The sequence below is a fragment of the Bradyrhizobium sp. 149 genome (assembly GCF_023073915.1).
GTDB lineage: Bacteria > Pseudomonadota > Alphaproteobacteria > Rhizobiales > Xanthobacteraceae > Bradyrhizobium.
Genome location: NZ_JADPKK010000013.1, coordinates 453352 through 477466, shown reverse-complemented (window position 1 = coordinate 477466; position 24115 = coordinate 453352). Strand labels below are relative to the sequence as shown.

Annotated in this window: 22 protein-coding genes and 1 pseudogene; 9 read left to right on the top strand and 14 right to left on the bottom strand. The window is 64.3% G+C overall.

Annotated elements, in window-relative coordinates; translation table 11 throughout:
- Nucleotide 1: 1 nt before the first annotated feature.
- The 5 genes from paaE to IVA88_RS07585 are packed head-to-tail and all read left to right on the top strand — an operon-like array spanning nucleotide 2 to nucleotide 5097.
- Complete coding sequence (paaE, locus tag IVA88_RS07605; protein ID WP_247496661.1) at nucleotides 2-1084, top strand: 1,2-phenylacetyl-CoA epoxidase subunit PaaE; 1083 nt, start codon at nucleotides 2-4, stop codon at nucleotides 1082-1084.
- 55 nt (nucleotides 1085-1139) lie between these two features.
- Complete coding sequence (gene paaI / locus IVA88_RS07600; protein ID WP_247496660.1) at nucleotides 1140-1589, top strand: hydroxyphenylacetyl-CoA thioesterase PaaI; 450 nt, start codon at nucleotides 1140-1142, stop codon at nucleotides 1587-1589.
- 35 nt (nucleotides 1590-1624) lie between these two features.
- Nucleotides 1625-2956, top strand: coding sequence for a phenylacetate--CoA ligase PaaK (gene paaK / locus IVA88_RS07595; RefSeq protein ID WP_247496659.1), 1332 nt, complete (start codon nucleotides 1625-1627; stop codon nucleotides 2954-2956).
- A gap of 51 nt (nucleotides 2957-3007) precedes the next feature.
- On the top strand, nucleotides 3008-4012 hold the full coding sequence (locus tag IVA88_RS07590) for a zinc-binding alcohol dehydrogenase family protein (protein WP_247496930.1): 1005 nt from the start codon (nucleotides 3008-3010) through the stop codon (nucleotides 4010-4012).
- A gap of 2 nt (nucleotides 4013-4014) precedes the next feature.
- Nucleotides 4015-5097, top strand: a complete 1083-nt coding sequence (locus tag IVA88_RS07585) for a YeeE/YedE family protein (RefSeq protein ID WP_247496658.1) — start codon at nucleotides 4015-4017, stop codon at nucleotides 5095-5097.
- 4 nt (nucleotides 5098-5101) lie between these two features.
- Here the strand turns inward: IVA88_RS07585 and IVA88_RS07580 are convergent, their stop codons facing one another.
- The 5 genes and pseudogenes from IVA88_RS07580 to IVA88_RS07560 form a co-directional block, all read right to left on the bottom strand.
- Nucleotides 5102-6325 (bottom strand): bifunctional alpha/beta hydrolase/OsmC family protein, encoded by a 1224-nt coding sequence (locus IVA88_RS07580; protein WP_247496657.1) that lies wholly within the window; start codon nucleotides 6323-6325, stop codon nucleotides 5102-5104.
- 25 nt (nucleotides 6326-6350) lie between these two features.
- Entirely contained in the window at nucleotides 6351-7010 is a 660-nt protein-coding gene (locus IVA88_RS07575) for a sulfite oxidase-like oxidoreductase (protein ID WP_247496656.1), read from the bottom strand.
- A 3-nt stretch (nucleotides 7011-7013) separates the two neighbouring features.
- Entirely contained in the window at nucleotides 7014-8336 is a 1323-nt protein-coding gene (locus IVA88_RS07570; RefSeq protein ID WP_247496655.1) for an MFS transporter, read from the bottom strand.
- A 33-nt stretch (nucleotides 8337-8369) separates the two neighbouring features.
- Nucleotides 8370-9594: pseudogene (locus tag IVA88_RS07565) on the bottom strand (cytochrome P450).
- A gap of 58 nt (nucleotides 9595-9652) precedes the next feature.
- Nucleotides 9653-9862, bottom strand: a complete 210-nt coding sequence (locus IVA88_RS07560; RefSeq protein ID WP_247496654.1) for a ferredoxin — start codon at nucleotides 9860-9862, stop codon at nucleotides 9653-9655.
- Between the two features lie 135 nt (nucleotides 9863-9997).
- On the opposite strand from IVA88_RS07560, the gene IVA88_RS07555 reads away from it, so the two are divergent.
- Entirely contained in the window at nucleotides 9998-10645 is a 648-nt protein-coding gene (locus tag IVA88_RS07555) for a TetR/AcrR family transcriptional regulator (RefSeq protein ID WP_247496653.1), read from the top strand.
- On the opposite strand, the gene IVA88_RS07550 is transcribed toward IVA88_RS07555, so the two are convergent.
- The 4 genes from IVA88_RS07550 to IVA88_RS07535 form a co-directional block, all read right to left on the bottom strand.
- Nucleotides 10642-11280, bottom strand: coding sequence for an aspartate/glutamate racemase family protein (locus IVA88_RS07550; RefSeq protein WP_247496652.1), 639 nt, complete (start codon nucleotides 11278-11280; stop codon nucleotides 10642-10644). The two genes, IVA88_RS07555 and IVA88_RS07550, sit on opposite strands and share 4 nt — an antisense overlap.
- A 153-nt stretch (nucleotides 11281-11433) precedes the next feature.
- Nucleotides 11434-12447, bottom strand: coding sequence for an amino acid ABC transporter substrate-binding protein (locus IVA88_RS07545; RefSeq protein ID WP_247496651.1), 1014 nt, complete (start codon nucleotides 12445-12447; stop codon nucleotides 11434-11436).
- A 12-nt stretch (nucleotides 12448-12459) separates the two neighbouring features.
- Nucleotides 12460-13809 carry an aspartate aminotransferase family protein gene (locus IVA88_RS07540; RefSeq protein ID WP_247496650.1) on the bottom strand — a complete coding sequence of 450 codons (1350 nt, stop codon included), beginning with the start codon at nucleotides 13807-13809 and terminating at the stop codon, nucleotides 12460-12462.
- Between the two features lie 2 nt (nucleotides 13810-13811).
- Nucleotides 13812-14684 carry a MurR/RpiR family transcriptional regulator gene (locus IVA88_RS07535; protein WP_247496649.1) on the bottom strand — a complete coding sequence of 291 codons (873 nt, stop codon included), beginning with the start codon at nucleotides 14682-14684 and terminating at the stop codon, nucleotides 13812-13814.
- A gap of 86 nt (nucleotides 14685-14770) precedes the next feature.
- On the opposite strand from IVA88_RS07535, the gene IVA88_RS07530 reads away from it, so the two are divergent.
- Nucleotides 14771-15958, top strand: coding sequence for an ABC transporter permease subunit (locus tag IVA88_RS07530; RefSeq protein WP_247496648.1), 1188 nt, complete (start codon nucleotides 14771-14773; stop codon nucleotides 15956-15958).
- 2 nt (nucleotides 15959-15960) lie between these two features.
- Nucleotides 15961-17067, top strand: coding sequence for an amino acid ABC transporter permease (locus tag IVA88_RS07525; protein ID WP_247496647.1), 1107 nt, complete (start codon nucleotides 15961-15963; stop codon nucleotides 17065-17067).
- 145 nt (nucleotides 17068-17212) lie between these two features.
- On the opposite strand, the gene IVA88_RS07520 is transcribed toward IVA88_RS07525, so the two are convergent.
- On the bottom strand, nucleotides 17213-18631 hold the full coding sequence (locus IVA88_RS07520) for an amidase family protein (RefSeq protein ID WP_247496646.1): 1419 nt from the start codon (nucleotides 18629-18631) through the stop codon (nucleotides 17213-17215).
- Nucleotides 18632-18757: 126 nt separating this feature from the next.
- The gene (locus IVA88_RS07515; RefSeq protein WP_247496645.1) at nucleotides 18758-19534 is read right to left on the bottom strand and encodes an SDR family oxidoreductase; all 777 of its coding nucleotides are present in this window, start codon (nucleotides 19532-19534) and stop codon (nucleotides 18758-18760) included.
- Between the two features lie 157 nt (nucleotides 19535-19691).
- Here IVA88_RS07515 and IVA88_RS07510 point away from each other — a divergent pair, with 157 nt between their 5' ends.
- Complete coding sequence (locus tag IVA88_RS07510) at nucleotides 19692-20765, top strand: tartrate dehydrogenase (RefSeq protein WP_247496644.1); 1074 nt, start codon at nucleotides 19692-19694, stop codon at nucleotides 20763-20765.
- 56 nt (nucleotides 20766-20821) lie between these two features.
- Here IVA88_RS07510 and IVA88_RS07505 read toward each other — a convergent pair whose 3' ends face one another.
- From IVA88_RS07505 to IVA88_RS07495, 3 genes are read right to left on the bottom strand one after another with little or no spacing between them, the layout of a single operon-like run.
- Entirely contained in the window at nucleotides 20822-21895 is a 1074-nt protein-coding gene (locus IVA88_RS07505) for a malate/lactate/ureidoglycolate dehydrogenase (protein WP_247496643.1), read from the bottom strand.
- An 11-nt stretch (nucleotides 21896-21906) separates the two neighbouring features.
- Nucleotides 21907-22818 carry an NAD(P)-dependent oxidoreductase gene (locus tag IVA88_RS07500; RefSeq protein WP_247496642.1) on the bottom strand — a complete coding sequence of 304 codons (912 nt, stop codon included), beginning with the start codon at nucleotides 22816-22818 and terminating at the stop codon, nucleotides 21907-21909.
- Between the two features lie 14 nt (nucleotides 22819-22832).
- Nucleotides 22833-24083, bottom strand: a complete 1251-nt coding sequence (locus IVA88_RS07495; protein ID WP_247496641.1) for a Zn-dependent hydrolase — start codon at nucleotides 24081-24083, stop codon at nucleotides 22833-22835.
- Nucleotides 24084-24115 lie beyond the last annotated feature (32 nt).

Here is a 24115-nt window from a genome sequence, read left to right as displayed (position 1 = left end):
CATGTCTGCAGCCGTACCGCGCTTCCATCGCCTGGCCGTGAACGACCTCCGCCGCGAGGCGTCCGACGCCGTATCGCTGACATTTGCCATCCCGACGGAGCTTGCGACCGACTACGTCTTCACGCCCGGCCAATACCTCACACTCCGCACCATGCTGGATGGCGAGGAAGTGCGCCGCTCCTATTCGATCTGCTCCGGCCCCGATGACGGCGAGATACGCATCGCCGTCAAGAAGGTTGATGGTGGCGCGTTTTCGAGCTGGGCAGCGGACGATTTGAAGTGCGGCGACGAGCTGGACGTGATGACGCCTACAGGACGCTTCGGCGTGGTCCCGCCGGCCGGCGCCGGCCGCATCCATGTCGGCTTCGCCGCTGGCTCCGGCATCACGCCGATCCTGTCGATCGTCAAGGGGACGCTTGCGCGCGAGCCGGACAGCCAATTCTTCCTGTTCTACGGCAATCGCGCGACGGACAACATCATGTTCCTCGAGGCGCTCGAAGAGCTCAAGGATCGCTTCATCGACCGCTTCTCGATCTTCCACGTCATCTCCGGCGAGGAACAGGACATTCCGATCCTGTACGGACGGCTCGACGGCGAAAAGGTGAAGGTGCTGCTGCGCTCGCTGGTGCCGGCCGCGAGCATCGATCACGTCTTCATCTGCGGCCCGCTTGGCATGAGCGAAGAGATCGAGGCGACCTGCCGCGGCCTTGGCATCGCGGAAGAGCGTATCCATGTCGAGCGCTTTGTCTCCGAGTTCGGCGGTAAGCCGCGGCCGAAGAAGGTCCTTGCCCCCGACGCGCCGCCGAAAGCGACGGCGTCGCTGATCATCGACGGCAAGCGCCGCGACGTGCCGGTCGCCGAGGACGAGGCGATACTTGATGCGGCACTGCGCGCCGGCATCGATCTGCCCTTCGCCTGCAAGGGCGGCATGTGCTCGACCTGCCGTGCAAAACTGGTCGAGGGCGAGGCGCCGATGGACATCAACTACTCGCTGGAACGCTGGGAGCTGAAGGCCGGCTTTATCCTGACCTGCCAGGCGAAGCCATTGTCGGAGCGGGTCGTGGTCGATTACGACCACGTTTGACAGTTATGGCCAAGCAGCAGAGCATTACGGATAAACAATTGGCCGGGAGATGCGTGTGAACGTCAAAGCCGCCCTGTCGCCTGAGGATGTTGCCCGCGCCTGCGCCGATGCGATGTGGGCGGAGGACGATGCCTCAAAGGGCCTCGGCATGGAGATCGTCGAGATTGGCCCGGGTTTCGCGACGCTGGCGATGAATGTACGGCCGGACATGGTCAACGGCCAGCGCATCGCTCACGGCGGCTTCATCTTCACGATCGCCGATTCCGCCTTCGCCTTTGCCTGCAACTCGCACAACGACCGCGTCGTGGCGGCGCAGGGCCAGATCACCTTCATCAAGCCGGGCAAGCTCGGCGACCGTCTCGTCGCAAAAGCGCGCGAGGTTACGCGCGGCGGCCGCTCCGGCATCTATGACGTGCGCGTCACTGCCGGCGATACCGTCATCGCTGAATTCCGCGGGCACTCGCGGGTCATTCCCGGCACTTGGCTGCCGGCGCAAGATCAATAAGAAAAAGAACAAACCAATGATGTGGGGAAACGAGGATGGCTCTGACCAAGCGCAAGGAAGGTGGCGACACATATCGCGCCGAAATGGACGCGCATGAGCGCGCGTCACGTGACGAGATCAAGGCGCTCCAGACGCAGCGGCTGGCCTGGTCGCTGAAGCACGCCTACGACAACGTCGCGCACTATCGCAAGGCGTTCGACGCGGCCGGCGTGCACCCGTCGGACTTTCGAGAGCTCTCGGACCTTGCGAAATTTCCGTTCACGGTGAAGACGGACCTGCGCGACAACTATCCCTTCAACATGTTCGCCGTGCCCCGTGAAAAACTGGTGCGCGTGCATGCATCCTCGGGCACGACGGGCAAGCCGATCGTGGTGGGCTATACGCAGGGCGACATCGACACATGGTCGGACGTGATGGCGCGCTCGATCCGCGCTGCCGGCGGCCGTACCGGCATGATCATCCACAATGCCTACGGCTACGGTCTCTTCACCGGCGGATTAGGGGTGCACTATGGCGCCGAAAAGCTCGGCTGCACCGTGGTGCCGATCTCCGGGGGCATGACCGAGCGGCAGGTGCAGCTCATCAACGATTTCCGGCCCGACATCATCACGGTGACGCCGAGCTATATGCTGGCGATCCTCGACGAGTTCAAGCGCCAGAAGCTCGATCCGCGTCAATGCTCGCTCAAGGTCGGCATCTTCGGCGCCGAGCCCTGGACCAATGCGATGCGGGGCGAGATCGAGGACGCTTTCGACATGGACGCGACCGACATCTACGGTCTTTCCGAGGTGATCGGACCCGGCGTCGCGCAGGAATGCATCGAGTCCAAGGATGGCCTGCACATCTGGGAGGATCATTTCTACCCTGAAGTTATCCACCCGGAGACCGGCGCGGTGCTGCCGGACGGGGAGAAGGGTGAACTGGTCTTCACATCGCTCACCAAGGAAGCATTTCCGGTGATCCGCTATCGCACCCGCGACCTGACGCGGCTGTTGCCGGGCACGGCGCGGCCGGGCATGCGGCGGATGGAGAAAGTCACGGGCCGTTCCGATGACATGATCATCCTGCGCGGCGTCAATCTGTTCCCGACCCAGATCGAGGAGGTGCTGCTTGCGACGGACTGGTGCGGCGGGCATTTCATCCTGGAACTGACTCGCGAGGGACGCATGGACGAGTTGACCATCATTGCCGAGGCGCGGCCGGAGAGCTGGGACGGCCGCGGCCTTATCGACCATGCGAGCCGGATCTCGACCCACATCAAGAACACCATCGGCATCAGCTCCAGGGTGCAGGTGGTTGCGCCGGCCACGCTGGAGCGTTCGCTCGGCAAGGCCAAGCGGCTCTACGACAAGCGGCCGAAGGATTGACTCGACCGCCCCCAAAGGCGACAAGGCCCGCGAGAAGTCATGGGCCGTTCGATGTCACCAGCCGATACCAAAGCCGTCGATGCGCGCTGTGTGCGCCTCAACGCCCAGGCCGAGAATGCTGATGCGCTTGCGCCTGCCGTCGAGTGTCATGCGCTCACCCGTGGTCCGGATGATCTCCTGATCGAGATCAAGGCCGCCGCCGTCAATCCGTCCGACGTCAAGGCCGCGACCGGGCTGATGCCCTATGCCGTCTTCCCGCGCACGCCGGGTCGCGATTACGCCGGCGTGGTGATCGACGGGCCGGCTGGCACAATCGGCCGCGAGGTGTTCGGCTCTTCCGGCGATCTCGGCATCCGTCGCGACGGCACTCACGCCAGCCATCTCGTCGTGGAAACTGACGCGGTGGTAGACAAGCCGAAGACGGTGTCCTGGGAGGAGGGCGCCGGCATCGGCGTGCCCTTCGTCACCGCCATGGAGGGCTTTCGCCGCGCCGGCATTCCAAAGCCCGGTGAGACGGTGCTGGTGTTCGGCGTCAACGGCAAGGTCGGTCAAGCGGCGGTGCAGATCGCGACCTGGCAGGGCGCTCGTGTCATCGGCGTGGTGCGCAAGGCGGAAGCTTATGAAGGCCACACCAACGCGCACGTCGAGGTGATCGACGCTTCCGCGACCGACGTCGCCACACGCGTGCGCGAATTGACCGGTGGCAAAGGCGCCGACATCGTCTTCAATACGGTCGGTGATCCCTATTTCCAGGCGGCGCACAAGTCGCTCGCGCTTCGCGGCCGCCAGATCCTGATCGCCGCGATCGACCGCATCGTGCAGTTCAACATCCTCGAATTCTACCGTGGGCAACACACTTATGTCGGCATCGACACGCTGGGGCTCCCCTCGGCCGCGACAGGTGCTGTGCTGCGCGACCTCGGCCCGGGCTTCGCGAGCGGGCATCTGAAGCCGTTTCCGATCAAGACGAACGCCGTCTATCCGCTCGAACGCGCGAAGGAGGCCTATGTCGCCGTTGCCGGCTCGTCGCGGGATCGCGTGATCCTGAAGCCTTGATCATGGAGTCGTCCACCCAGCTCGTCATTCTCGCCGGCCTCGTCATTGGCCTGGTCTACGGCGCCGTCGGCCTGCTCAGCGGCTTCTGCCTGATGAGCAGCATGCGCGGGTGGCTATCGAAGGGGGATGAGCGGTTGGTGCGGACCTATGCGCTGGCGATCGCGGTTGCGATCGCAGCGAGCCAGTTTCTGGCCGGCAACGGCATGGTCGATCTCGGCAAGTCGATCTACCTGCAGGAGTCCTTTTCGGGACCGGTGCTGTTTCTCGGCGGGCTTTTGTTCGGCTACGGCATGGTACTATCGAACGGCTGCGGTTCGCGCGCGCTGGTGCTGCTCGGTCGCGGCAATCTCCGCTCCTTTGTCGTGGTGGTCGTGCTCGCCATCGCCGCGCAGATGACGCTCAAGGGCCTGATCGCGCCGGCGCGCATCGCGCTGGTCCAGGCCTCGCAAACCACGGTCAACGTGAATTCGCTGCCGTCACTATTGGCCATGTTCGGTCCGGCAGAAGCGGTTTCGCGCGCGATTGCTGCTGCTGTCATGGTCGTTGCGCTGATCCTGTTTGCTTTCGCACAACCGGCGTTCCGGCGGTCGCCCGGCCAGATCGCAGCCGGTGTCATCGTCGGTTTCCTCGTCGCCGGTGGCTGGTTCGTTACCGGCTATCTCGGCGCGGATGACTTCAACCCCGTCCCGGTGACCTCGCTCACCTTCATCGCGCCGATCGCGGATAGCCTGCAATACGCCATGCTCTCGACCGGCCTGACGCTGAATTTCGGCATTGCGACAGTTGCCGGCGTCTTCGCCGGCAGCCTGGTCACCGCACTCGCCACGGGCCGTTTTCATCTCGAAGGCTATTCCTCGCCACGCCACATGCTGCGATCGGCCGGCGGCGCCGCACTGATGGGCATCGGCGGCGTGATGGCCTTCGGCTGTTCGATCGGACAAGGGCTCACCGGCGTGTCGACCCTCGCGCTCGGCTCGTTCGTCGCTCTCGCCGGCATCCTGCTCGGCACGACGGCGGGCCTGCGCGGAATCCTGCGCGTTCAGCCTCTCAAACCGATCACCGACACAAGCTCAAGGACCGCCTAGTAGATCAGGCCACAGCCTTCGTCACGATGCGGATTTCCGAGGTGAGAGTCCGGTGCACCGGGCACTTGTCGGCGATCTCCATCAATTTCTTGCGCTGCTCGGGATCGAGCGCGCCGTCCATCGCGATGTCACGCTCGATCTGGTCGAGCATGCCATCGCGCGTCTCGCACTCCGCGCAGTCTTTTGCGTAGATCTTGGAATGCTTCAGGGTGACGGTGACACGATCGAGCGGCAGCGACTTGCGGTCGGCATAAAGGCGCATGGTCATCGAGGTGCAGGCACCGAGGCCGGCCAGCAGGAAATCGTAAGGACCAGGACCGGCATCTTCGCCGCCGGCTGGGGTCGGCTCATCCGCGACCAGGCGATGCGGACCGACGGAGATGGTCTGGTTGAATTTGCTCTTGCGGGTCTCCTGCACCACGATTTGGCGCGGCGCCTCAGGGAGATCCATTGCCTTCGCAGGTTTGGCTGTGTCGATGTACCGGCTTGCCCAGGCCGCGATCACGTCGGCCGCGTAGAGCGCGTCGGCCGCCTTGGTCAGGAGATGATCGGCATGATCGAGCGAGACATAGCTCTTGGGATGCCTGGCGGAGACGAAGAGCTTCGTCGCATTGTCGATGCCGACGGTATCGTCGACCGGCGAATGCATGACCAACAGCGCCTTGTGCAGGCCGCTGACGTCCTTCATCAGCTCGTGCTCGGCGATGTCGTCGAGGAATTCGCGCTTGATCCGGAACGGGCGTCCCGCAAGCGAGACTTCGACCTCACCCTGCGTGCGAATGTCGTCGATATGCTCCTTGAACAGGCCGGTGACGTGGGCGGGATCGGATGGTGCCGCGATGGTCGCAACCGCCGTGGCTTCCGGAATTTGTCCGGCTGCCGCGAGGATCGCGGCGCCGCCGAGGCTGTGACCGATCAGGATCGACGGCGCCTTGCGGACACTACGCAGATGATCGGCCGCGCGCACGAGATCGGCGACGTTGGAGGAGAACGTCGAGTTGGCGAAATCCCCCTCACTGGACCCGAGCCCGGTGAAGTCGAAGCGCAGCACTGCGATACCCTTGGCGGCGAGCGCGACCGAGATGCGCTTGGCGGCCAGCGCGTCCTTGCCGCAGGTGAAGCAATGCGCGAACAGCGCGAAGGCCGCGGGCTCGCCGTCGGGTAGCTCCAGCGCGGCCGAAAGTTGATGGCCGCCTTCGCCGGTGAATTGAAAGCGCTCTGTCGGCATGGGCTTCCCCCGTCCTTGCTTGAACCTAATCGCCCGAATAGCGCTGCTCTGCCCAGGGATCGCCGCGGTTATGATAGCCACGGACTTCCCAGAAGCCCGGCGCGTCCTCGGTCAGGAACTCGATGGCCTGGAGCCATTTGGCGCTCTTCCAGAAATACAGATGCGGCACGACCAGCCGCACCGGGCCGCCATGCTCCTCCGACAGTGGCTCACCGGACCAGCTATGGGCGAGCAATGCGTCCTCGGCGGCAAAATCTTCCAGCGCGAGGTTGGTGGTGTAGCCATCATGGGAATGCAGCACCACGAAGCGGGCGTCCTCGCGCGGCTGGCAGGCGGCGAGCAGCTCGCGTGTCGCGAGCCCCTCCCACTGATTGTCATAGCGCGACCAGGTGGTGACGCAGTGGATGTCAGAGATGAACTGCGCCTGCTTTTGCGCGATGAACTCCGCAAAGGTCCAGAACACCTGATTCTCGATCGCGCCATAGACGTCGAGCCGCCAGCGCTCGCGCGAAACCGGCGGCACGACCCCCAGATCGAGCACCGGCCAGTCTTTTGTCAAATGCTGGCCGGGCGGCAGGCGCTGATCTTCCGGGCGCGTGATCTTGCCGGTCAAAAAGCGGCCCTCACGCGCCCATTTCTCCTTGGTGCGCGTCAGCTTGTTGTCGGATGGCGTCTCGTCGGCCATGAGCTACTCGTGGCGATGCATCGCGGAGGCGTGCTTGGTGTCGCGCATGGTGGAATAGATGATGAGCGACAGGCAGATGATGCCGGCGAGATAGTAGTAGAACCACTCCTCATGCCCGATGCTCTTGAAATAGAGCGCGATCGCCGGCGCCGTGCCGCCGAAGATCGAGACGGTGATGGCATAGGGCAGGCCGACGCCGAGAGCGCGGACATTGGTCGGGAACAGCTCGGCCTTCACCACGGCGTTGATCGAGGTGTAACCGGCGACGAACAGCCAGGCAGCGCAGATCAGGATGAACGCGATGAACGGCGACTTGGTCTCCTTCAGCGTCATCAGCAGCGGCACGGTTGCGAGCGTGCCGGCGACGCCGAAGAAGATCAGCAGCGGCTTGCGGCCGATCTTGTCGGAAATGGCGCCATAGATCGGCTGCAGGATGGTCGCGAAAATCAGCGTGCCGAAGATCACGAAGGTGGTCTGGTCCTCGGTCAGCCCGACCGAAAGCTTGACGAAGGTCTGCATGTAAGTGGTGAAGGTGTAGAACGCCGCGGTGCCGCCCGCGGTCAGGCCGACCACCAGCAATAGCTCCCGCGGATATTTCAGCAGGTTCGTGATCGAACCGGTCGGCTTGACCACCTTCCTGGCTTCCTCGAAGGCCTCGGTCTCGTGCAGGTGGCGCCGCATCACCGCAGCGAAGATCGCGAGCATGGCCCCGATCGCAAACGGGATACGCCAGCCCCAAGCCTTCAACTCCTCTGGCGTGAGAAAGACCTTTTGCAGAAGCAGCAGAACGATGATCGCGGTAAGCTGGCCGCCGATCAGGGTGACGTATTGGAAGCTCGAATAGAACCCGCGATGCTTGGGATCGGCGACCTCGCTGAGATAGGTCGCGCTGGCGCCGTACTCGCCGCCAAGGCTCAGGCCCTCGATCATGCGGGCGAGCGCCAGGATCACCGGCGCGGCGAAGCCGATCGTGGCGTAGGTCGGCGTCAACGCGATGATCAGCGAGCCGAAGCACATGAAGACGACCGACAGCGTCAGCGAGATTCGCCGCCCGTGATGATCGGCTATATAGCCAAACAGCCAGCCGCCCAGTGGGCGCATCAGGAAGGTCGCCGCGAACACGACGGCGACATTCAATTGCTGTACGACGGGATCGCTGCCGGGGAAGAAGGCGGGAGCGAAATAGAGCGCGAACGCCGTATAGGCGTAGAAATCATACCATTCGACGAGGTTGCCGATCGAGCCGATGAAGATCGCCTTGATCCGGCGCTTGGCGTCGGCGATGTCAATGTGGTCGGAGGCCGGTTGGGTTATTTGCTCAGTCACGTCCGGCCTCTCCGTATCCCTGTTCGGAAAGGTCTACATCGCCTTTCCAAGCAAAAATGGCAACTGGCGGGGGCCTCTGACGGTTCCCTGTGACCAGGTCACCGTGCCTGCCGGATCGAGGGTGAAGTCCGGAATTCGCTTCAGCCATTCCTCCAGCGCAACCTGCATCTCCATGCGGGCAAGGTTCGAGCCGACGCAGCGGTGGATGCCGAGGCCGAAGGCGGCATGGCGGTTCTCGCGGCGGTCAATCACGACCTTGTCAGCATCCGGAAACATTTTTGGATCACGGTTGGCGGCCGGGAAGGACAGCAGCACCATGTTGCCAGCCTTAACCGGGCAGCCTGAGATGGTGGTCTCCTTGATCACTTCGCGCGCCATCGTCACTGGCGAATAGGCGCGCAGCAGCTCTTCCACCGCGGTCGGGATCAGCCCGGGCTCGGCAATCAGGCGCTCGCGGTCGGCAGGCGTCCGGGCGAGATGCCAGAGCGAGGAGCCGATCGCGCTCCAGGTGGTGTCGATCCCGGCGATCAGGAGTAGGCGCAGCGAGCCCAGCACGTGCGAATCCTCGAGCGGGTTGCCTTCCTTGTCCCGGGCATTCATCAGGTAAGAAATGAGGTCCTCGGTTGGCTTGTTCTTGCGCTCCTCGATATGGGCGCTGAAATAGGCGCTCATCTCGTGCACGGCCTGGAGCAGCGTGTTTTCGTCCTTGATGCCGAGCTCCAGGATCATGTGGATCCAGTTGACGAAGAGGTCGCTGTCGCTCTCGGGAATGCCGAGCATGTGGGCGATCGCGCGCACCGGAATGTGCTTTGTGTATCGCGCGGCCGCATCGATCTGGCCTTCGGCGATGAAATCATCGATCAGCTCGTTGCAGATCGCGCGCACCCCGCGGCTCCAGCTTCTTCATCGCGTCCGGCGTGAACGGCGGCAGCAGCAGCTGCTTGGCCGGTTTGTGCACGGGCGGATCGGAGGTGATCGGCGGAGCCGCGTTCCTGCTGATGATCTCCGGCCGCACGTCACGGACGATGATCCGGCGCGAGGAGAAATGCTCGGTATCGTTGGCGATCTCGCGCACGGCCTCATAGGTGGTCGGCATGTAACAGCCGAGAAACCGCTCGGTGTGCACGACAGGTCCTGCAGCGCGCAGTTCGTCCCAGATCGGAAAGGGATCGTCCGTCCATTGCGGATCGGTGTGGTCGAAATCATGAACCCAATCGGTCACGGGCGGATGGGCGGTGGGCTGGCTGACGTCGGACATATCAGGGAATCCCTTGGGGCTCGTGTTCGAGGAAGGCACGCGGGCGGCAGGGCGCGCACTATTCCTCGATCACGTCGATTGCGAGTTCCGGACAATTGGATTTGGCAAGCCAGGCCTTGTCTTCGAGGCCGGGCGCGACGGCGCCGTCGCCGGCTTCGTGGGCGTTGCCGTATTCGTCGAGCTCGAACAGCTCCGGCGCCAGCGCCTTGCAGCGTGCGTGCCCTTGGCATTTGTCAGGATCGACGTGAACCCTCAGTCGCTCTGTCATGGCGGCTTCCTCGGTCGTGTGCGCGTGGACCCGAAGGCGGCGCGCGTTCCCATCTGAGTTTTTATTCAAGTTATAGCCTATTACATTCGCGGCAGGCTTCCCCTGTCAAGCGCGAACTTATAGGCTCGGCGCAACATGCGTTCACAACTTGCCCGCAAGCCCGAGAACACCTACCACCATGGCGATCTCCGCGACGCCCTGATCAAGGCTGCGCTGCGCGAGGCGGAGCAGGGCGGGGCGGAGGCGATCAGCATCAAGGCGCTTGCAAAGCAGCTGGGCGTCTCGCAGCCGGCGCCCTACCGGCATTTTGCCGATCGCGAGGCGCTGCTTGCGGCGGTGACGGCGGAGGCATTCCGGCAGCTCAGCGGGATTTTGCGAGCGGCGATGGCGAAGCCGTCCAAGCGGTCGAAGCTGTCGCGGCTGGCGCAGGCGACGCTGGATTTCGGATTGCGCCGCAACGGTATCTATCGCTTGATGTTCGCCTCGCGCACGGTGTCGTGTGCGGCGATAGGCAGCGAGCTGCACGAAGCGACGCGCGAAACGTTTGCGCTCGTGATCGAGGCCCTGGAAGCTCCGGCAGTTGATTACTTGCGCGAGCGGCAAGCCCTCAAGATATGGGCGGCGCTGCACGGCGTGGTGATGCTGGCTGAGCAGGGTCTGTTCACCGGCGAGGCGGCCCATGCCACGCGCGAGGACCTGGTCGAGGATTTTGTCGGCGAAACGAAGGCCGCGCTTGCGGCGGCGATCAAGGGCGCGCGCCGCCGGAAAAAGGCTGGCGTTTAGGCCTTCGCCGACAACAGCTTCATCAGCTTCTCGACGGCGCTGTCAGGCGTCGTCACGACGGTGCGGCCGGTAGCCTCCGCCACGAGAGGCGCGGTCGCCGCGATGCTGAATTGCGCGAGCGCGACGACGTCGCAATCACGCAGGTCACGCGAGGCTTCCACAATCAGCCGGTCATGAGTAGCGCGGTCGCCGCGGTCGAGCGCGGCCAGTGCGCCTTCGGCCAGCTTCGGCACGATCTCGACGGAGGCCGGAAATTCCGGCGGCATCGAGGCCAGCGTCGGCGGGAAGGTCGAGAGCAGGCCGATGCGCTGGCCCATCGCCACCGCCCGTTCGATCATGGCCTCGTTCGGCTTGAGCACCGGCATCGGCGCAAGCGCGCGCGCGACCGCCTCGATGCAGGGACCGAAGGCCGAGCAGGTAAACAGGATCGCGTCCGCTCCCGTGGCCGCGGCGTAGTTGCCGAGCGCAAGAAAGCGCTCGGTCATGGCATCGTTGAGCTTGCCGTCACGCGCCAGATCCGCCGACAGGCTGTCGTCGAGCAGGTTCATCAGCCGCGCCTCTGGCCACGCCTTCGCGAACGCCGCCTCGATCGGCGCGATGGAATGCTTGAGGGCATGGATCAGGGCGATGCGCATTGGCGTCTCTTCTCCCTCGACCCGTTCTTACGGGGAGAGGGTTGGGGTGAGGGGCTCTATCCGCGTAAGAGGTGAGAGTTAGGCTCGCGGAAGCTCCCCTCGCCCGACCGCTGCGCGGTCGACCTCTCCCCAAGCGGGGAGAGGTGAAGACTGTTACTTGAACGGCACCGCGTACATCAAGCCGCCCTTGCTCCAGAGGCCGTTGAGGCTGCGCTCGAGCTTGAGCGGGCTCGCCTTGCCGACATTGCGTTCGTAGATCTCGCCATAATTGCCGGTGGCCTTGATGGCGTTGACCAACCATTTGTTGTCGAGTCCAAGCCGCGAGCCGAGATCGCCGGAGGCGCCGAGCAGGCGCTGGATCGCGGGCGTCTGCGACTTCGCCATCTCATCGACGTTGGCTTGCGTGACGGCAAGCTCTTCGGCCTCGATCAGGCCGTAATGCAGCCAGGTGATGATGTCGCTCCAGACCTCGTCGCCGTTGCGGGTGAAGGGCCCGAGCGGCTCCTTGCTGATGGTTTGCGGCAGCACGACATAGTCGGCCGCGTTCGGCGCCGCGGTCGTCACGGCGCCTGCGAGCGCGGAAGCGTCCTGGGTCATGGCATCGCAACGGCCGCCGAAGAAGGTCTGGTACATGGTGTCGACGCGGTCGAACACCAGCGGCTTCCAGTCGATACCGTTGGCGCGGCCGTAATCCCCGAGCGTGACCTCATGCGTGGTGCCCTGCGCGACGCAGACGGTGGCGCCCTTGAGGTCCTTGATCTCCTTGACGCCGAGGTCTTTCTTCACCACGAAGCCCTGACCGTCGTAGAAGTTGATCGGGCCTTGCCGCAGGCCCAGCGTTACGCCGCGCAGATAGGTCTGCGTGGAGTTGCGGTAGAGCACGTCGATCTCGCCGGACTGGAGCGCAGTGAAGCGGTTCTGCGCGGTCAGCGAGACGTAACGTACCTTGCTGGCATCGCCGAGCACGCCGGCGGCGAGCGCGCGGCAATAATCGACGTCGAGCCCCTTGTAATTGCCTTGCGAATCCGGCGCGGAGAAGCCGGCAAAGCCGGCGCTGACGCCGCATATCAGCGTGCCGCGGCTCTTCACCGTGTCGAGCGTCGCGGCCGATGCGACCACCGTCGATGCCGCGAGCATGCTCGCTGCGATAACCATTTTCCTCATCATGTGACTCTCCCCTCAGTGATTGACGCTACGCAACACATTGTCGACGGCCATGCCGAGCTTGTTGACGATCAGGTCGATCTCGTCAGCCGAAACGATGTAGGGCGGCGCCAGCAGCACGTGGTCGCCACGAACGCCGTCCACGGTGCCGCCGCCGGGATAGCAACCGAGCCCGTTGGCAAAAGCGTCCGCCTTGATCTTTTGGTTCAGCTTCAGCGCCGGATCGAACGAGGTGCGGCTGGAGCGATCGGCGACGAGTTCGATTGCCCAGAACAGGCCGCGGCCCCTGATGTCGCCGACATGACGGTGGTTGCCGAAGCGCTCGGTCAGCCGCTGCTCGAGCTGCCTGCCGCGTTCCTTGACTTGGTCGAGCAGGCCGTCCTCGCGGATCACGTCCTGCACCGCGAGCGCAGCGGCGCAGGCGAGGGGATGCGCGAGATAAGTGTGGCCGTGCTGGAATGCGCCAGAGCCCGCACGAATCGTGTCGATGATCTTGCCACTCACGAGCATCGCGCCGATCGGCTGGTAGCCGCCGCCAAGACCCTTCGCGATCGCCTGAATGTCCGGGGCGACACCTTCCTGCTCCCAGGCGTGCGTGGTGCCGGTCCGGCCCATGCCGGACATGACCTCGTCGAGGATGAGCAGGGCGCCATGGCGATCGCAGATTTCGCGCACCGCTCTGAAATAACCGTCCGGCGCCGTCACGGCACCCGAGGTGGCGCCGACGACGGGCTCGGCGAGGAACGCCGCGACGGTATCAGGGCCAAGCCGCTGAAACTCGACCTCAAGTTCGGCGGTGAGGCGTGCCACGAACTGCGCATCCGATTCACCATGGTGCTTTTCGTGATACGCGAAGGCCGGGGTCACGTGGCTGAAGGCGTCGGAGAGCAGCGGCGCATAGGGCGCTCGCCGCCAGGCGTTGCCGCCGGCGGCCAGCGCGCCGAGCGTGTTGCCGTGATAGCTCTGGCGCCGCGCGATGAAATGCTGACGCCGCGGCTCGTTACGCTCGATGAAATATTGCCGCGCGAGCTTGATGCTGGCCTCGATCGCCTCCGATCCGCCGCTGACAAAATAGGCGCAGGCGAGGCCACCGGGCTCGTGACCGACCAGCGCCTCGGCAAGTGCTTCCGCCGGCTCGGACGTGAAGAAGGCCGTGTGGGCATAGGCCAGCGTCGAGGCCTGCTTCGCCATCGCCGCGATTACGCGCGGATGCTGGTGGCCGAGGCAAGAGACCGCCGCGCCGCCGGAGGCGTCGATCACGCGGCGTCCGTCCTCGGCAAAGAGATAGACGCCTTCGCCGCCGATCGCCTTGGGCGGCGTTTCGCGCAACGAACGATGCAGCACGCGGCTGGTGCGAGCGGCCATGGTCAACCTTTCTCTGAGACGTAAGTCGAGGCCGCGGCCAGCCGCGCCTCGGTATTTTCCAGGCGCTTCTTGGCGGCCGTGCCCCCGAGGGAAAACGTCACGGCGGCCAGCGATTGCGCGATCGCGATGGCGCCGGTGAGGCTCGGGAAGAAGCCGGGAGAAGCCGCGGCCTCGAACAGCAACACGTGATCGGTGCCTTCGGCCATCGGCGCTGTCACGCTGTCCGCGATCGCGATCAGTGTCGCACCGGCGCGATAAGCGGCCTGTGCGACGCGGACGCTCGCGTGCGTGTAGGGCATGAAGCCGATGACGATGACGGCTTCCCCGGCCCGGAACGCGCCGAGGTCGAGATCGTCGGGGCCGGACGCGCCGACGAGTTGCACCTGTTCGGGACGAAACAGCCGCAACTCGTAGTTCAGTAGTTCCGCGACGCTGCGGCAGCTTCGGTAGCCGGTGATCCAGATACGTTTTGCGTCGTGGAGCGCGCGCGCAGCCTCCGCAATCGGCTGGGCCGGAATGCGCGGAAGGCCTGCGGCCTCCGCCTTGAGCTTGTCGGTGACGAGTGCGATATCGGCGTTCGGGCCGTGGCGGCGGCTCTTGGCGCGGCCGGAGAAGGGCGCGATCTGCGAGGGCCGCCGCGCCTCCGTCAGCGCCGCGCGTAATTCATCCCAGCCGGAATAGCCGATCGCCTTGGCGAGCCGCGTGAACGCGGCGGGATCGGCGCCGGCAACTGCTGCCAGATCGCGCATTGAACGCGTCGTAGCATCGTAATCATTGGCTGCGACGAAACGACCGACTTCCTGCAACCGCATCGGGAGCGACGGCAATGCGATGCGCAGTTCGCTCAGCGGCGAGGATTTCGCGGGCCCGATCATGAAACATTTGTTGCACGAACTGGAGATCGGTGCAACAATTGACGTGCGCTGCCGGAAATCGTTATCTTGAGAGGGATTTTTGTGCTGTGACGTCAGACGCTCCGAGACCGCCGCCGCGCCGCCGCTTCTTCGGCGCTTTCGGGCGACGCGAGCTGAAAGGCCTGTTCTGGCAGGTCCTGGTGGTCGGGATCGCGGTCGCGGTCATCGCCTTTCTCTGGTCCAACACGGTTACCAATCTGTCCGCGCGCCGCATCACGACCGGTTTTGCCTTCCTCGGCCGTGAGGCTGGCATGCCCATCGCCGACAGCCTGCTCGCCTACAATCCAAGAGACTCATATCTCTGGGCCTTCGTGGTCGGCATCGCCAACACCCTGCGCGTCGCCGTGATCGGCATCGTGCTTGCGACCATTCTGGGGACGCTGATCGGTATCTCGCGCTTGTCCGCGAACTGGTTGGTGTCGCGGCTTGCGGCCGTCTATGTGGAAACGCTCCGCGACATCCCGCTGCTGCTTCAGCTTCTGTTCTGGTATGTGCTGATGCAGGCACTGCCGGCCGCACGCGCAGCGTTTCGGCCGATCGAGGGCGTGTTCCTGTCCAATCGGGGCTTGATCTTGCCGGCGATTCCAATTGGGGCGCCGCAGCTTTGGGTGCTCGGCACAGCGGTGCTGGGGCTTGTCGTGTTCTATGTCATCCAGCGATGGCTGATCTCACAGCAAATGCGCGACGGCAAACCGCGGCTGGCATGGCCTTTTGCGCTCGGGTTGCTCGTTGTGCTGCCTGCGGCGGTGTCCGTGCTGCTCGACGTGTCCTGGAGGATCGAATGGCCTGAGTTGCGCGGCTTCAACTTCGTCGGCGGACTGACGCTCGCGCCGGAATATTTCGCGCTGCTGATCGCGCTCGTCACCTACACCTCGGCGTTCATCGCCGAGATCGTGCGCAGCGGCATCCAGTCGGTGCCGCGCGGCCAGTGGGATGCCGGCAATGCGCTTGGCCTCCGCCGCAGCTTCATGCTGCGGCAGATCATCCTGCCACAGGCGCTGCGTGTCATCGTGCCGCCGATGACGAGCCAGTACCTCAACCTGACCAAGAACTCTTCGCTCGCGGTGGCGATCGGCTATCAGGACGTGGTCTCGATCGCCAACACGACGCTGAACCAGACCGGCCAGGCGATCGAGGCTATTGCCTTGATCATGGCGGTGTTTCTCACGATCAGTCTCGGCATCAGCTTTTTCATGAACTGGTACAATTCGCGCATCGCGCTGGTGGAGCGCTGACGATGACGGCAATCGCCGACATTCCGGAAGCGCCTCGCGCCGCCCGCCGCCCGCAAATTGGAAACCCGGTGCTGCGCTGGCTGCGCACCAATCTGTTCTCGTCGATCCCGAACGGCATCCTCTCGGTCCTGTTGCTGGCGGTGCTCGCAAGGGGCATCTTCAGCTTCGTGCAGTGGGGCATTGCCAATGCGGTCTGGCTCACGCCGGCGAACGATTCCAGCGCATGTCACGCGGTACGCGGCGTCGGTGCATGCTGGGCGATCATCCCCGAGAAATATCGCTTCATCCTGTTTGGCACCTATCCGTTCGACGAGCAGTGGCGGCCGGCGCTGGCGGTGCTGCTGTTCATTGCCCTGTTCTATCTATCCACCCGCCGCGCCCTCTGGCGGCGCGAACTCGCCTATCTCTGGATCGCCGCTCTTGCGCTGATCAGCATGCTGATGTGGGGCGGCATATTCGGCTTGTCGTTCGTCTCGCAGGACCGTTGGGGCGGCTTGCCGGTGACGCTGATCCTGGCGACCTTTGGTCTGGCTTTCGGCTTCCCGCTCGGCATCCTCGTCGCACTCGGCCGGCGTTCAAAGCTGCCGGCGATCCGCTCGCTCAGCGTGCTCTATGTCGAGCTGATCCGCGGCGTGCCGCTGGTCAGCCTGCTGTTCATGGCGAGCGTGATGTTTCCGCTGTTCATGCCGAACGGATTCAACATCGACAAGCTCCTGCGCGCGCAGGTCGCGATCATCCTGTTCGCCGGTGCCTATCTTGCTGAAGTCATTCGTGGCGGCCTCCAGGCCGTGCCCAGCGGGCAATACGAAGCCGCCGATGCGCTTGGGCTGTCCTACTGGCGCAAGAACCGGCTGATCGTCCTGCCGCAGGCGATCCGCCACGTCATCCCGCCGCTGGTCAACACCTTCATCGCCTTCTTCAAGGACACCAGCCTCGTCCTCATCATCGGTATTTTCGACCTGCTGACGACGGCCAAGACTGCGATCATCGATCCGGCCTGGCAGCAATTCTCCGTCGAAGTCTACATCTTCGTCGCCGGGATCTATTTTGTCTTCTGCTTCGCGATGTCGCGCTACAGCCGGAGCCTGGAGGCGACAAGCGAGCGGTGAGGATTCCGTGTCCCGGACAAGGTGCGGCGCGCCAGCGCTGCGCCGCAGAGCCGGGACCCAGGGAAGCACGGGAGGTCGCGGATCGTTGGCCCCCGGCTCTGCAGCGCAACGCTGAAGGAGCGCTGCGCTGCGTCACGAGCGGAGACTATTTCTTCGCCCGCGGATCAATCGGCGTCGTGCCGCGCAGGCCCAAAATATCCTCCAGCACCTTCGCGCCGGCGATCACCTGCGCATCCGCACGCGGAGCCCCGACGACCTGCAGGCCGACCGGAAGTCCCGACGCCGTGAAGCCGCAGGGCAGGGACAGCGCGGGACAGCAGGCGAGCGTGATGGCATAGACGATGCCGAGCCATTCGACATAGTTCTCGAACTTCTTGCCTGCGCATTCGGCGACATAGCGGTGCTCGACCGGGAAGGGCGGCACGATTGTGGTCGGTACCAGCAGCAGATCGTAGGTCTGGAAGAACTCGATGGCGCGCGCGGTCATGCCGACGCGCTGTGCTTCGGCGCGTTCGAGCTGCTCGACCGTGAGCTTGAGGCCTTCCTCGATGTTCCAGATCACCTCGGGCTTGAGCAGGTCGCGCTTTGTGCGCAGCAGCTGCGCCTTGCTGATCGCGAAGTCGAATGCACGCAGCACGTGGAAGCACTCATGCGCCTCGCGCCAATCCGGATGCGCCTCCTCGACGATGGCGCCGGCCTCGGCGAAGCGTTCCGCCGCCTTCCGCGTGATCGCTGTGACTTCGGGATCGACCGGCGTGATACCGAGATCTGGCGAGTAGGCGATGCGCTTCGGTTTCTTGCCTGCCTGCGTCGCCGAGAGAAACGACGTCAAGGGCGCCGGCAATGACAGCGGGTCGGCGGCATAATCGCCGCTCATGGCATCCAGCAGCAGAGCGAGGTCTTCGACGTTGCGGGCCATCGGACCGACGACGCCGAGGTTGCGATCGATGGCTGATTTGGGCGTGTGCGCGACGCGGCCGATGCTTGGCCGCATGCCGACGACGCCGCAGAAAGCTGCCGGACTGCGCAGACTGCCGCCCATGTCGGAGCCTTGCGCGAGCCAGGCCATGCCGGTGGCGAGCGCAACGGCCGCGCCGCCCGACGAACCGGCTGCCGATTTGGACGTATCCCAGGGATTGAGAGTTGCGCCGAACACCTCGTTGAAGGTGTTGGCGCCCGCACCGAATTCCGGCGTGTTCGACTTGGCATAGATGACGGCGCCGTTGGCCTCGAGATTTTCGACCAGGATGTCGGACTTCGCCGGGATATTGTTCTTGAAGATCGGCGAGCCCTGGGTGTTCAGCACGCCTGAAACATCGGTCAGGTCCTTGATCGGCACCGGCAGGCCTGCGAGCAATCCGCGCGCACCGGCCGGCTTCTGCATCAGCGCCCTTGCGCTATTGCGCGCGCGATCGAAGCACAGCGTCGGCAGCGCATTGACCTTGCCATCGACGTCGCTGATGCGCTCCTCCAGCACATCCAAGAGCTCCAGCGGTGAGACGTCGCCGGATCGCAGCTTGTCGACGACGGCGCAAGCGGTTTCGCGGATCAGGTCCTGAGACAATTATTTACTCCTGTGCTTATTCTACACTCCGTCATTGCGAGAAGCGAAGCGACGAAGCAAATCCAGACTTTTGCCGCAGATACATTCCTGGATTGCTTCGCTTCGCTCGCAATGACGTGGATAGAGTTAACCCCATCCCGCGCTGATGCCGCCATCCACCGTGTAGATCACGCCGGAGGTATAGCCGGCGCGATCCGACGCCAGGAACGCCATGAGATCCCCGATCTCGCGCGCATGCGCAGGTCGGCCGAGCGGCAGGCTCTTCTGGAATTCCTTGTAGCGGCTCTCGTCGCCGAACTGGTGCTTTGCCCGCGTCTTCAGCAGGGTGACATGACGGTCGGTGCCAACAGGGCCGGGATTGATGCCGACTACGCGGATGTTGTCGGCGAGGCTCTTTCCCCCGAGCGCGCGGGTGAAGGCCATCAGTGCGGCATTGCCGGCGCTACCGCAAATGTAGTTGGCGTCAAATTTCTCGCCGGCCGCGCCGATGTCGTTGACAATGACGCCGCCGCCCTTCGCCTTCATCTGCGCATAGATCATGCGCGTGAGGTTGATATAGCCGAACACTTTCAACTCCCAGGCGTGTCGCCAGGTCGCCTCGTCGATCTTGTCGATGGAGCCGCCGGGGATGTCGCCGGCATTGTTGACGAGCACGTCGAAATCGGCGGCTTCCTGGGCGAGCCGTGCCAAATCCTCGCTCTTGCGCAAATCGACGATGCTCGTGGCGGCGTCGATCTGGTGCGCCGCGCGCAAGCGCTCGGCCAGAGCCGTGAGCTGATCGCCGTTGCGGGCGGCGAGCAGGAGATGAGCGCCTTCCTCGGCGAACGCTTCGGCGGCAGCTGCGCCGATACCCTTGGACGCGCCTGTGATCAGGACGCGTTTGCCACGCAGATGCAGATCCATGGGAGTTACTCGCAGGACAGGAACAGGATGAAATCAGTAGGCGGTCGGCCGCGCCATGGTCAACATTGCAGTGCAGCGTTGCACTGCCGCCGCGTTTGGTCCATTGCAGTGCGGTCAAAAAGGGCGGCGGCTGCCGGACCAATCAAGGACGTTCTCGATGAGCAAGAAACAATACCGGATCGCAGTCATTCCCGGCGACGGCATCGGCAAGGAAGTGATGCCGGAGGGTCTGCGCGTTCTGGAGACCGCGGCGAAGAAGCACGGCGTGTCCCTTCATTTCGATCATTTCGACTTCTCGTCCTGGGACTATTACGAGAAGCACGGCCAGATGATGCCGGACGATTGGAAGGACAAGATCGGCAAGCACGATGCCATCTATTTCGGCGCGGTCGGCTGGCCGGCCAAGATTCCCGACCACGTCTCGCTGTGGGGTTCGCTGATCAAATTCCGCCGCGAGTTCGACCAGTATGTGAACTTGCGTCCGGTGCGGCTGATGCCGGGCGTGCCGTCGCCGCTGGCAAACCGCAAGCCCGGCGACATCGATTTCTGGGTGGTGCGCGAGAACACTGAAGGCGAATATTCGTCCGTCGGCGGCCGCATGTTCCCGGACACCGACCGCGAGTTCGTGACGCAGCAGACGGTGATGACCCGCATCGGCGTCGACCGCATCCTGAAGTTCGCCTTCGAGCTCGCGCAGTCGCGGCCGAAGAAGCACCTGACCTCGGCGACCAAGTCGAACGGCATCTCCATCACCATGCCCTATTGGGACGAGCGCGTGGAGGCGATGGCGAAGAAGTTTCCGGGGGTGAAGTGGGACAAGTACCACATCGACATCCTGACCGCGAACTTCGTGCTGCACCCCGACTGGTTCGACGTTGTGGTCGGCTCCAATTTGTTCGGCGACATCCTGTCCGATCTCGGTCCGGCCTGCACCGGTACCATCGGCATCGCGCCGTCAGGCAACATCAATCCCGAGGGCAATTTCCCATCGGTGTTCGAGCCGGTGCACGGCTCGGCGCCTGACATCGCGGGGCAGGGCATCGCCAATCCGATCGGCGCAATCTGGTCCGGCGCGATGATGCTCGAGCATCTCGGGGAGAAGGAAGCCGGCAAGTCGATCGTCGAAGCGATCGAGCGCACGCTGGCAGAGCGCACGCTCCGCACCAAGGATCTCGGCGGCAACGCCGACACGACGGCTTGCGGCAAGGCAGTCGCGGACATGGTGGATTAGTCTGATCCGCTAACCGCGGGGGTGGTCGTCCCGGCCTCGCCGGGACGACATGGAGGCTACCCGGCGATCTTCTCGATCGCCGCCTGATCCAGCCCGAACTTCTTCCCGGCCTCCAAAATCTCCTGCCAGGTGGTCGGATCGACCGGGATGCCTTCAGCAAGCCGCTTCTTCTTGGTCTCGCGCTCGGGCTCGCCGGCGATCTTCACCTTCTCGACGCCCGGGGCGGACGGCGAGCCGGTGTGCCAGGCGACGAAGCTTTCCACTTCGCGCGCGAGATTCTCCGCGGTGCCGAGCTTGGTCGGATCGATGATGATCGAGAGCATGCCGTTGAGGACGTTGTGCTTGCCGTCGGACGGACCCTTGACCACCTGCCCGCCCGAGAGTGCGCCGCCGAGGATCTCGCACACCAGCGCGAGCCCCGAACCCTTGTGCTCGCCGAACGGCAGGATGGCGCCGTGCGGTGGGATCACGGTGTAGCGCGGATTGACGGTCGGCTTGCCTTCATTGTCGATAATGGTGCCGGGTTCGAGCTCGACGCCCTTGTTGTGGGCGACGCGGGTCTTGCCCTGCGCGATCCTGCTGGTGGCGAAGTCGAGCACGATCGGCTCCTTGCCTGCGCGCGGGATGCCGACGCAGAACGGGTTGGTGCCGTGGCGCGCGTCGCTGCCGCCCCAGGGCGCCACGATCGGGCGCGAGATCACGTTGACGAAGTGGATCGAGACCAGCCCATGGCCGATGCACTGCTCGGCCCAGTGGCCGATGCGGCCGATATGATGCGAGTTGGAGAGGCCGACGAGACACACGCCGTTGCGCTTGGCGCGCTCAGCCGCCAGCTCCATCGCTTCATAGCCGATCACCTGGCCGTAGCCGGTGAGGCCGTCGAGGGTGAGAAGCGGACCAGTGTTGAGCACGATCTTGACGTGCTGGTTCACGGCGAGGCCGCCCGTGGTGACGCTCTGGACATAGCGCGGGATCATGCCGACACCGTGCGAGTCGTGTCCCTTCAGATTGGCCTCGACTAGGTTGGTGGACACGAGTTCGGCCTCGCGGTCTGTCGACCCGCCGGCCTTGACGATGGCACTGATAGCTTCGATGAGCGGCTTTGCCTTGATGGTGCGATAGTCGGCCATTGTTGTTGCTCTTAGCCCTTTACGATTCTGCGGCAGTGCTCCCATGCCGCATGAATGAGGTTCTCGCTCGCCTCGGGCGTGCGGAACGCCGAATGCGCCGACAATGTTACGTTCGGCAATTTTGTCAGCGGATGATCGCCGGGCAATGGCTCGACGTTGAAGACGTCGAGGCCGGCATGGCGGATGTGGCCCGACCTCAGCGCGTCGATCATGGCGGCCTCGTCGACGACGGCGGCGCGCGCGGTATTGATGAGGATGACGCCTGGCTTCATCCTCGCGATCATCTCGCGCGTGATCATGCCGCGGGTCTCGTCGTTGAGCAGCAGATGCAGCGATACGACGTCTGCTCTCGCCAACGCCGTGTCGAGATCGACGAATTCCACGCCCGGATGGCTCTTCGGCGAGCGGTTCCAGGCAATCACCTTCATGCCGCTGCCCGAGGCAATGCGTGCGACCTCCGCGGCAATACCGCCGAAGCCGATCAGGCCGAGCGTCTTGCCAGTGAGCTGCATGCCATCCTCGCGCAGCCAGTTGCCGCCGCGCATCTCGCGGTCCATCATCGCGATGCCCCGCGCCGAGGCCCACATCAGCGCGATCGCGGCTTCCGCGACCGCCGTGTCGCCATAGCCCTTGATCAGGTGCACGGAGATGCCGAGCTCAGCGAGCTCCTCCGGATTCATGTAGCTGCGCGCGCCGGTACCGAGGAACACGACATGCTTTAGCCCCGTGCACTTCTTCGCGACCTCGGTCGGCAGCGCGGTGTGGTCGACGATCGCGATCTCGGCGCCGTCGAGGATTTCCGGGTACTGCTCGGGCTTGATGTCGGGATCCCTGTGGATCCGCACCTTGGGATCGCCGGGCTGCTCCAGCCGCTCCATGATCACGGCCAGGGCTTCGTTGGCGTCGACGAAAACTCCGCGCATGACTCTCTCTCCGGTCAGGATGCGACGCCGGCGATCGCCAGCACCGTGTGCATGAGGACATTAGTGCCCGCGGCGCAATCGGGTTGCGTGGCGTCTTCCAGCTCGTTGTGGCTGATGCCGTCCTTGCAGGGCACGAACACCATTGCGGCCGGCATGATTGTGTTGAGATTGCAGGCGTCGTGGCCGGCGCCGGAGGTGATGCGGCGAGAGGAGTAGCCGAGCGTCTTCGCCGCGTTCTCGACGGCCGCAATCAACTTGGGATCGAAATGCGTCGGCGGCTTGCGCCAGACCAGGTCGATCTTCACCTCGACCTTGCGGCGTGCGGCGATCTCGGCAATCGCGCTGCGCAGATCGCGATCGAGCGCATCCATGATCGCGCCATCCGCACTGCGGCAATCCATCGTGAAGGCGATCTCGCCGGGAATGACGTTGCGCGAGGGGTTTGCGATCACGGCTTCGCCGATGGTGCCGACTGCTTTCGGCCCGTGCTTCCTCGCAATGGCCTCCATCGCCAGCACGATCTCGGACAGCGTCGCCAGCGCATCGCGCCGCAGCGGCATCGGCGTCGATCCCGCATGGCTCTCGAAGCCGGAAATTTTGCCGTCGTACCAGAGCACGCCCTGGCCGGAATCGACCACGCCGATGGTCTTGCCTTCGGCTTCCAGGATGGGGCCCTGCTCGATGTGCAACTCGACGAAGCAGCCGAGCTTCTGGAAGCCGACCGGCTTGTCGCCGCGATAACCAATGCCATCGAGCGCCTGCCCGACGGTGGTTCCATCGACGTCCTTGCGCGACAGGATGTCGTCGGTGGTGAAGTCGCCGACATAGGCGGCCGAGGCCATCATCGCGGGAGCGAAGCGCGAGCCCTCTTCGTTGGTCCAGTTGACGACGCAGATCGGCGCCTCGGTCTCGATGCCGGCGTCGTTCAGCGTGCGGATCACTTCGAGAGCACCGAGCGTTCCCAGAATGCCGTCATACTTGCCGCCGGTGGGTTGGGTGTCGAGATGCGAGCCAATGCCGACCGGCAGCTTCGACATGTCGCGTCCCTTGCGCAGGCCGAACTGCGAGCCGAGTGCATCGGTGTGCACTTCAAGGCCGGCGTCCTCGCAGGCCTTGCGGAACCAGTCCCGCACCTGCTTGTCCTCGGCGCTCAGTGTCAGTCGCCGCACCCCGCCCTTGGCCGTCGCGCCGAACTGCGCGGTCTCGTGAATGGAGCCCCAGAGGCGGGCGGAATCGATTTGCAAGTTGGTGGCGGCTCGGCTCATGCGGTCAGTCTCTCAGTGGTCCGGCGCCTGTT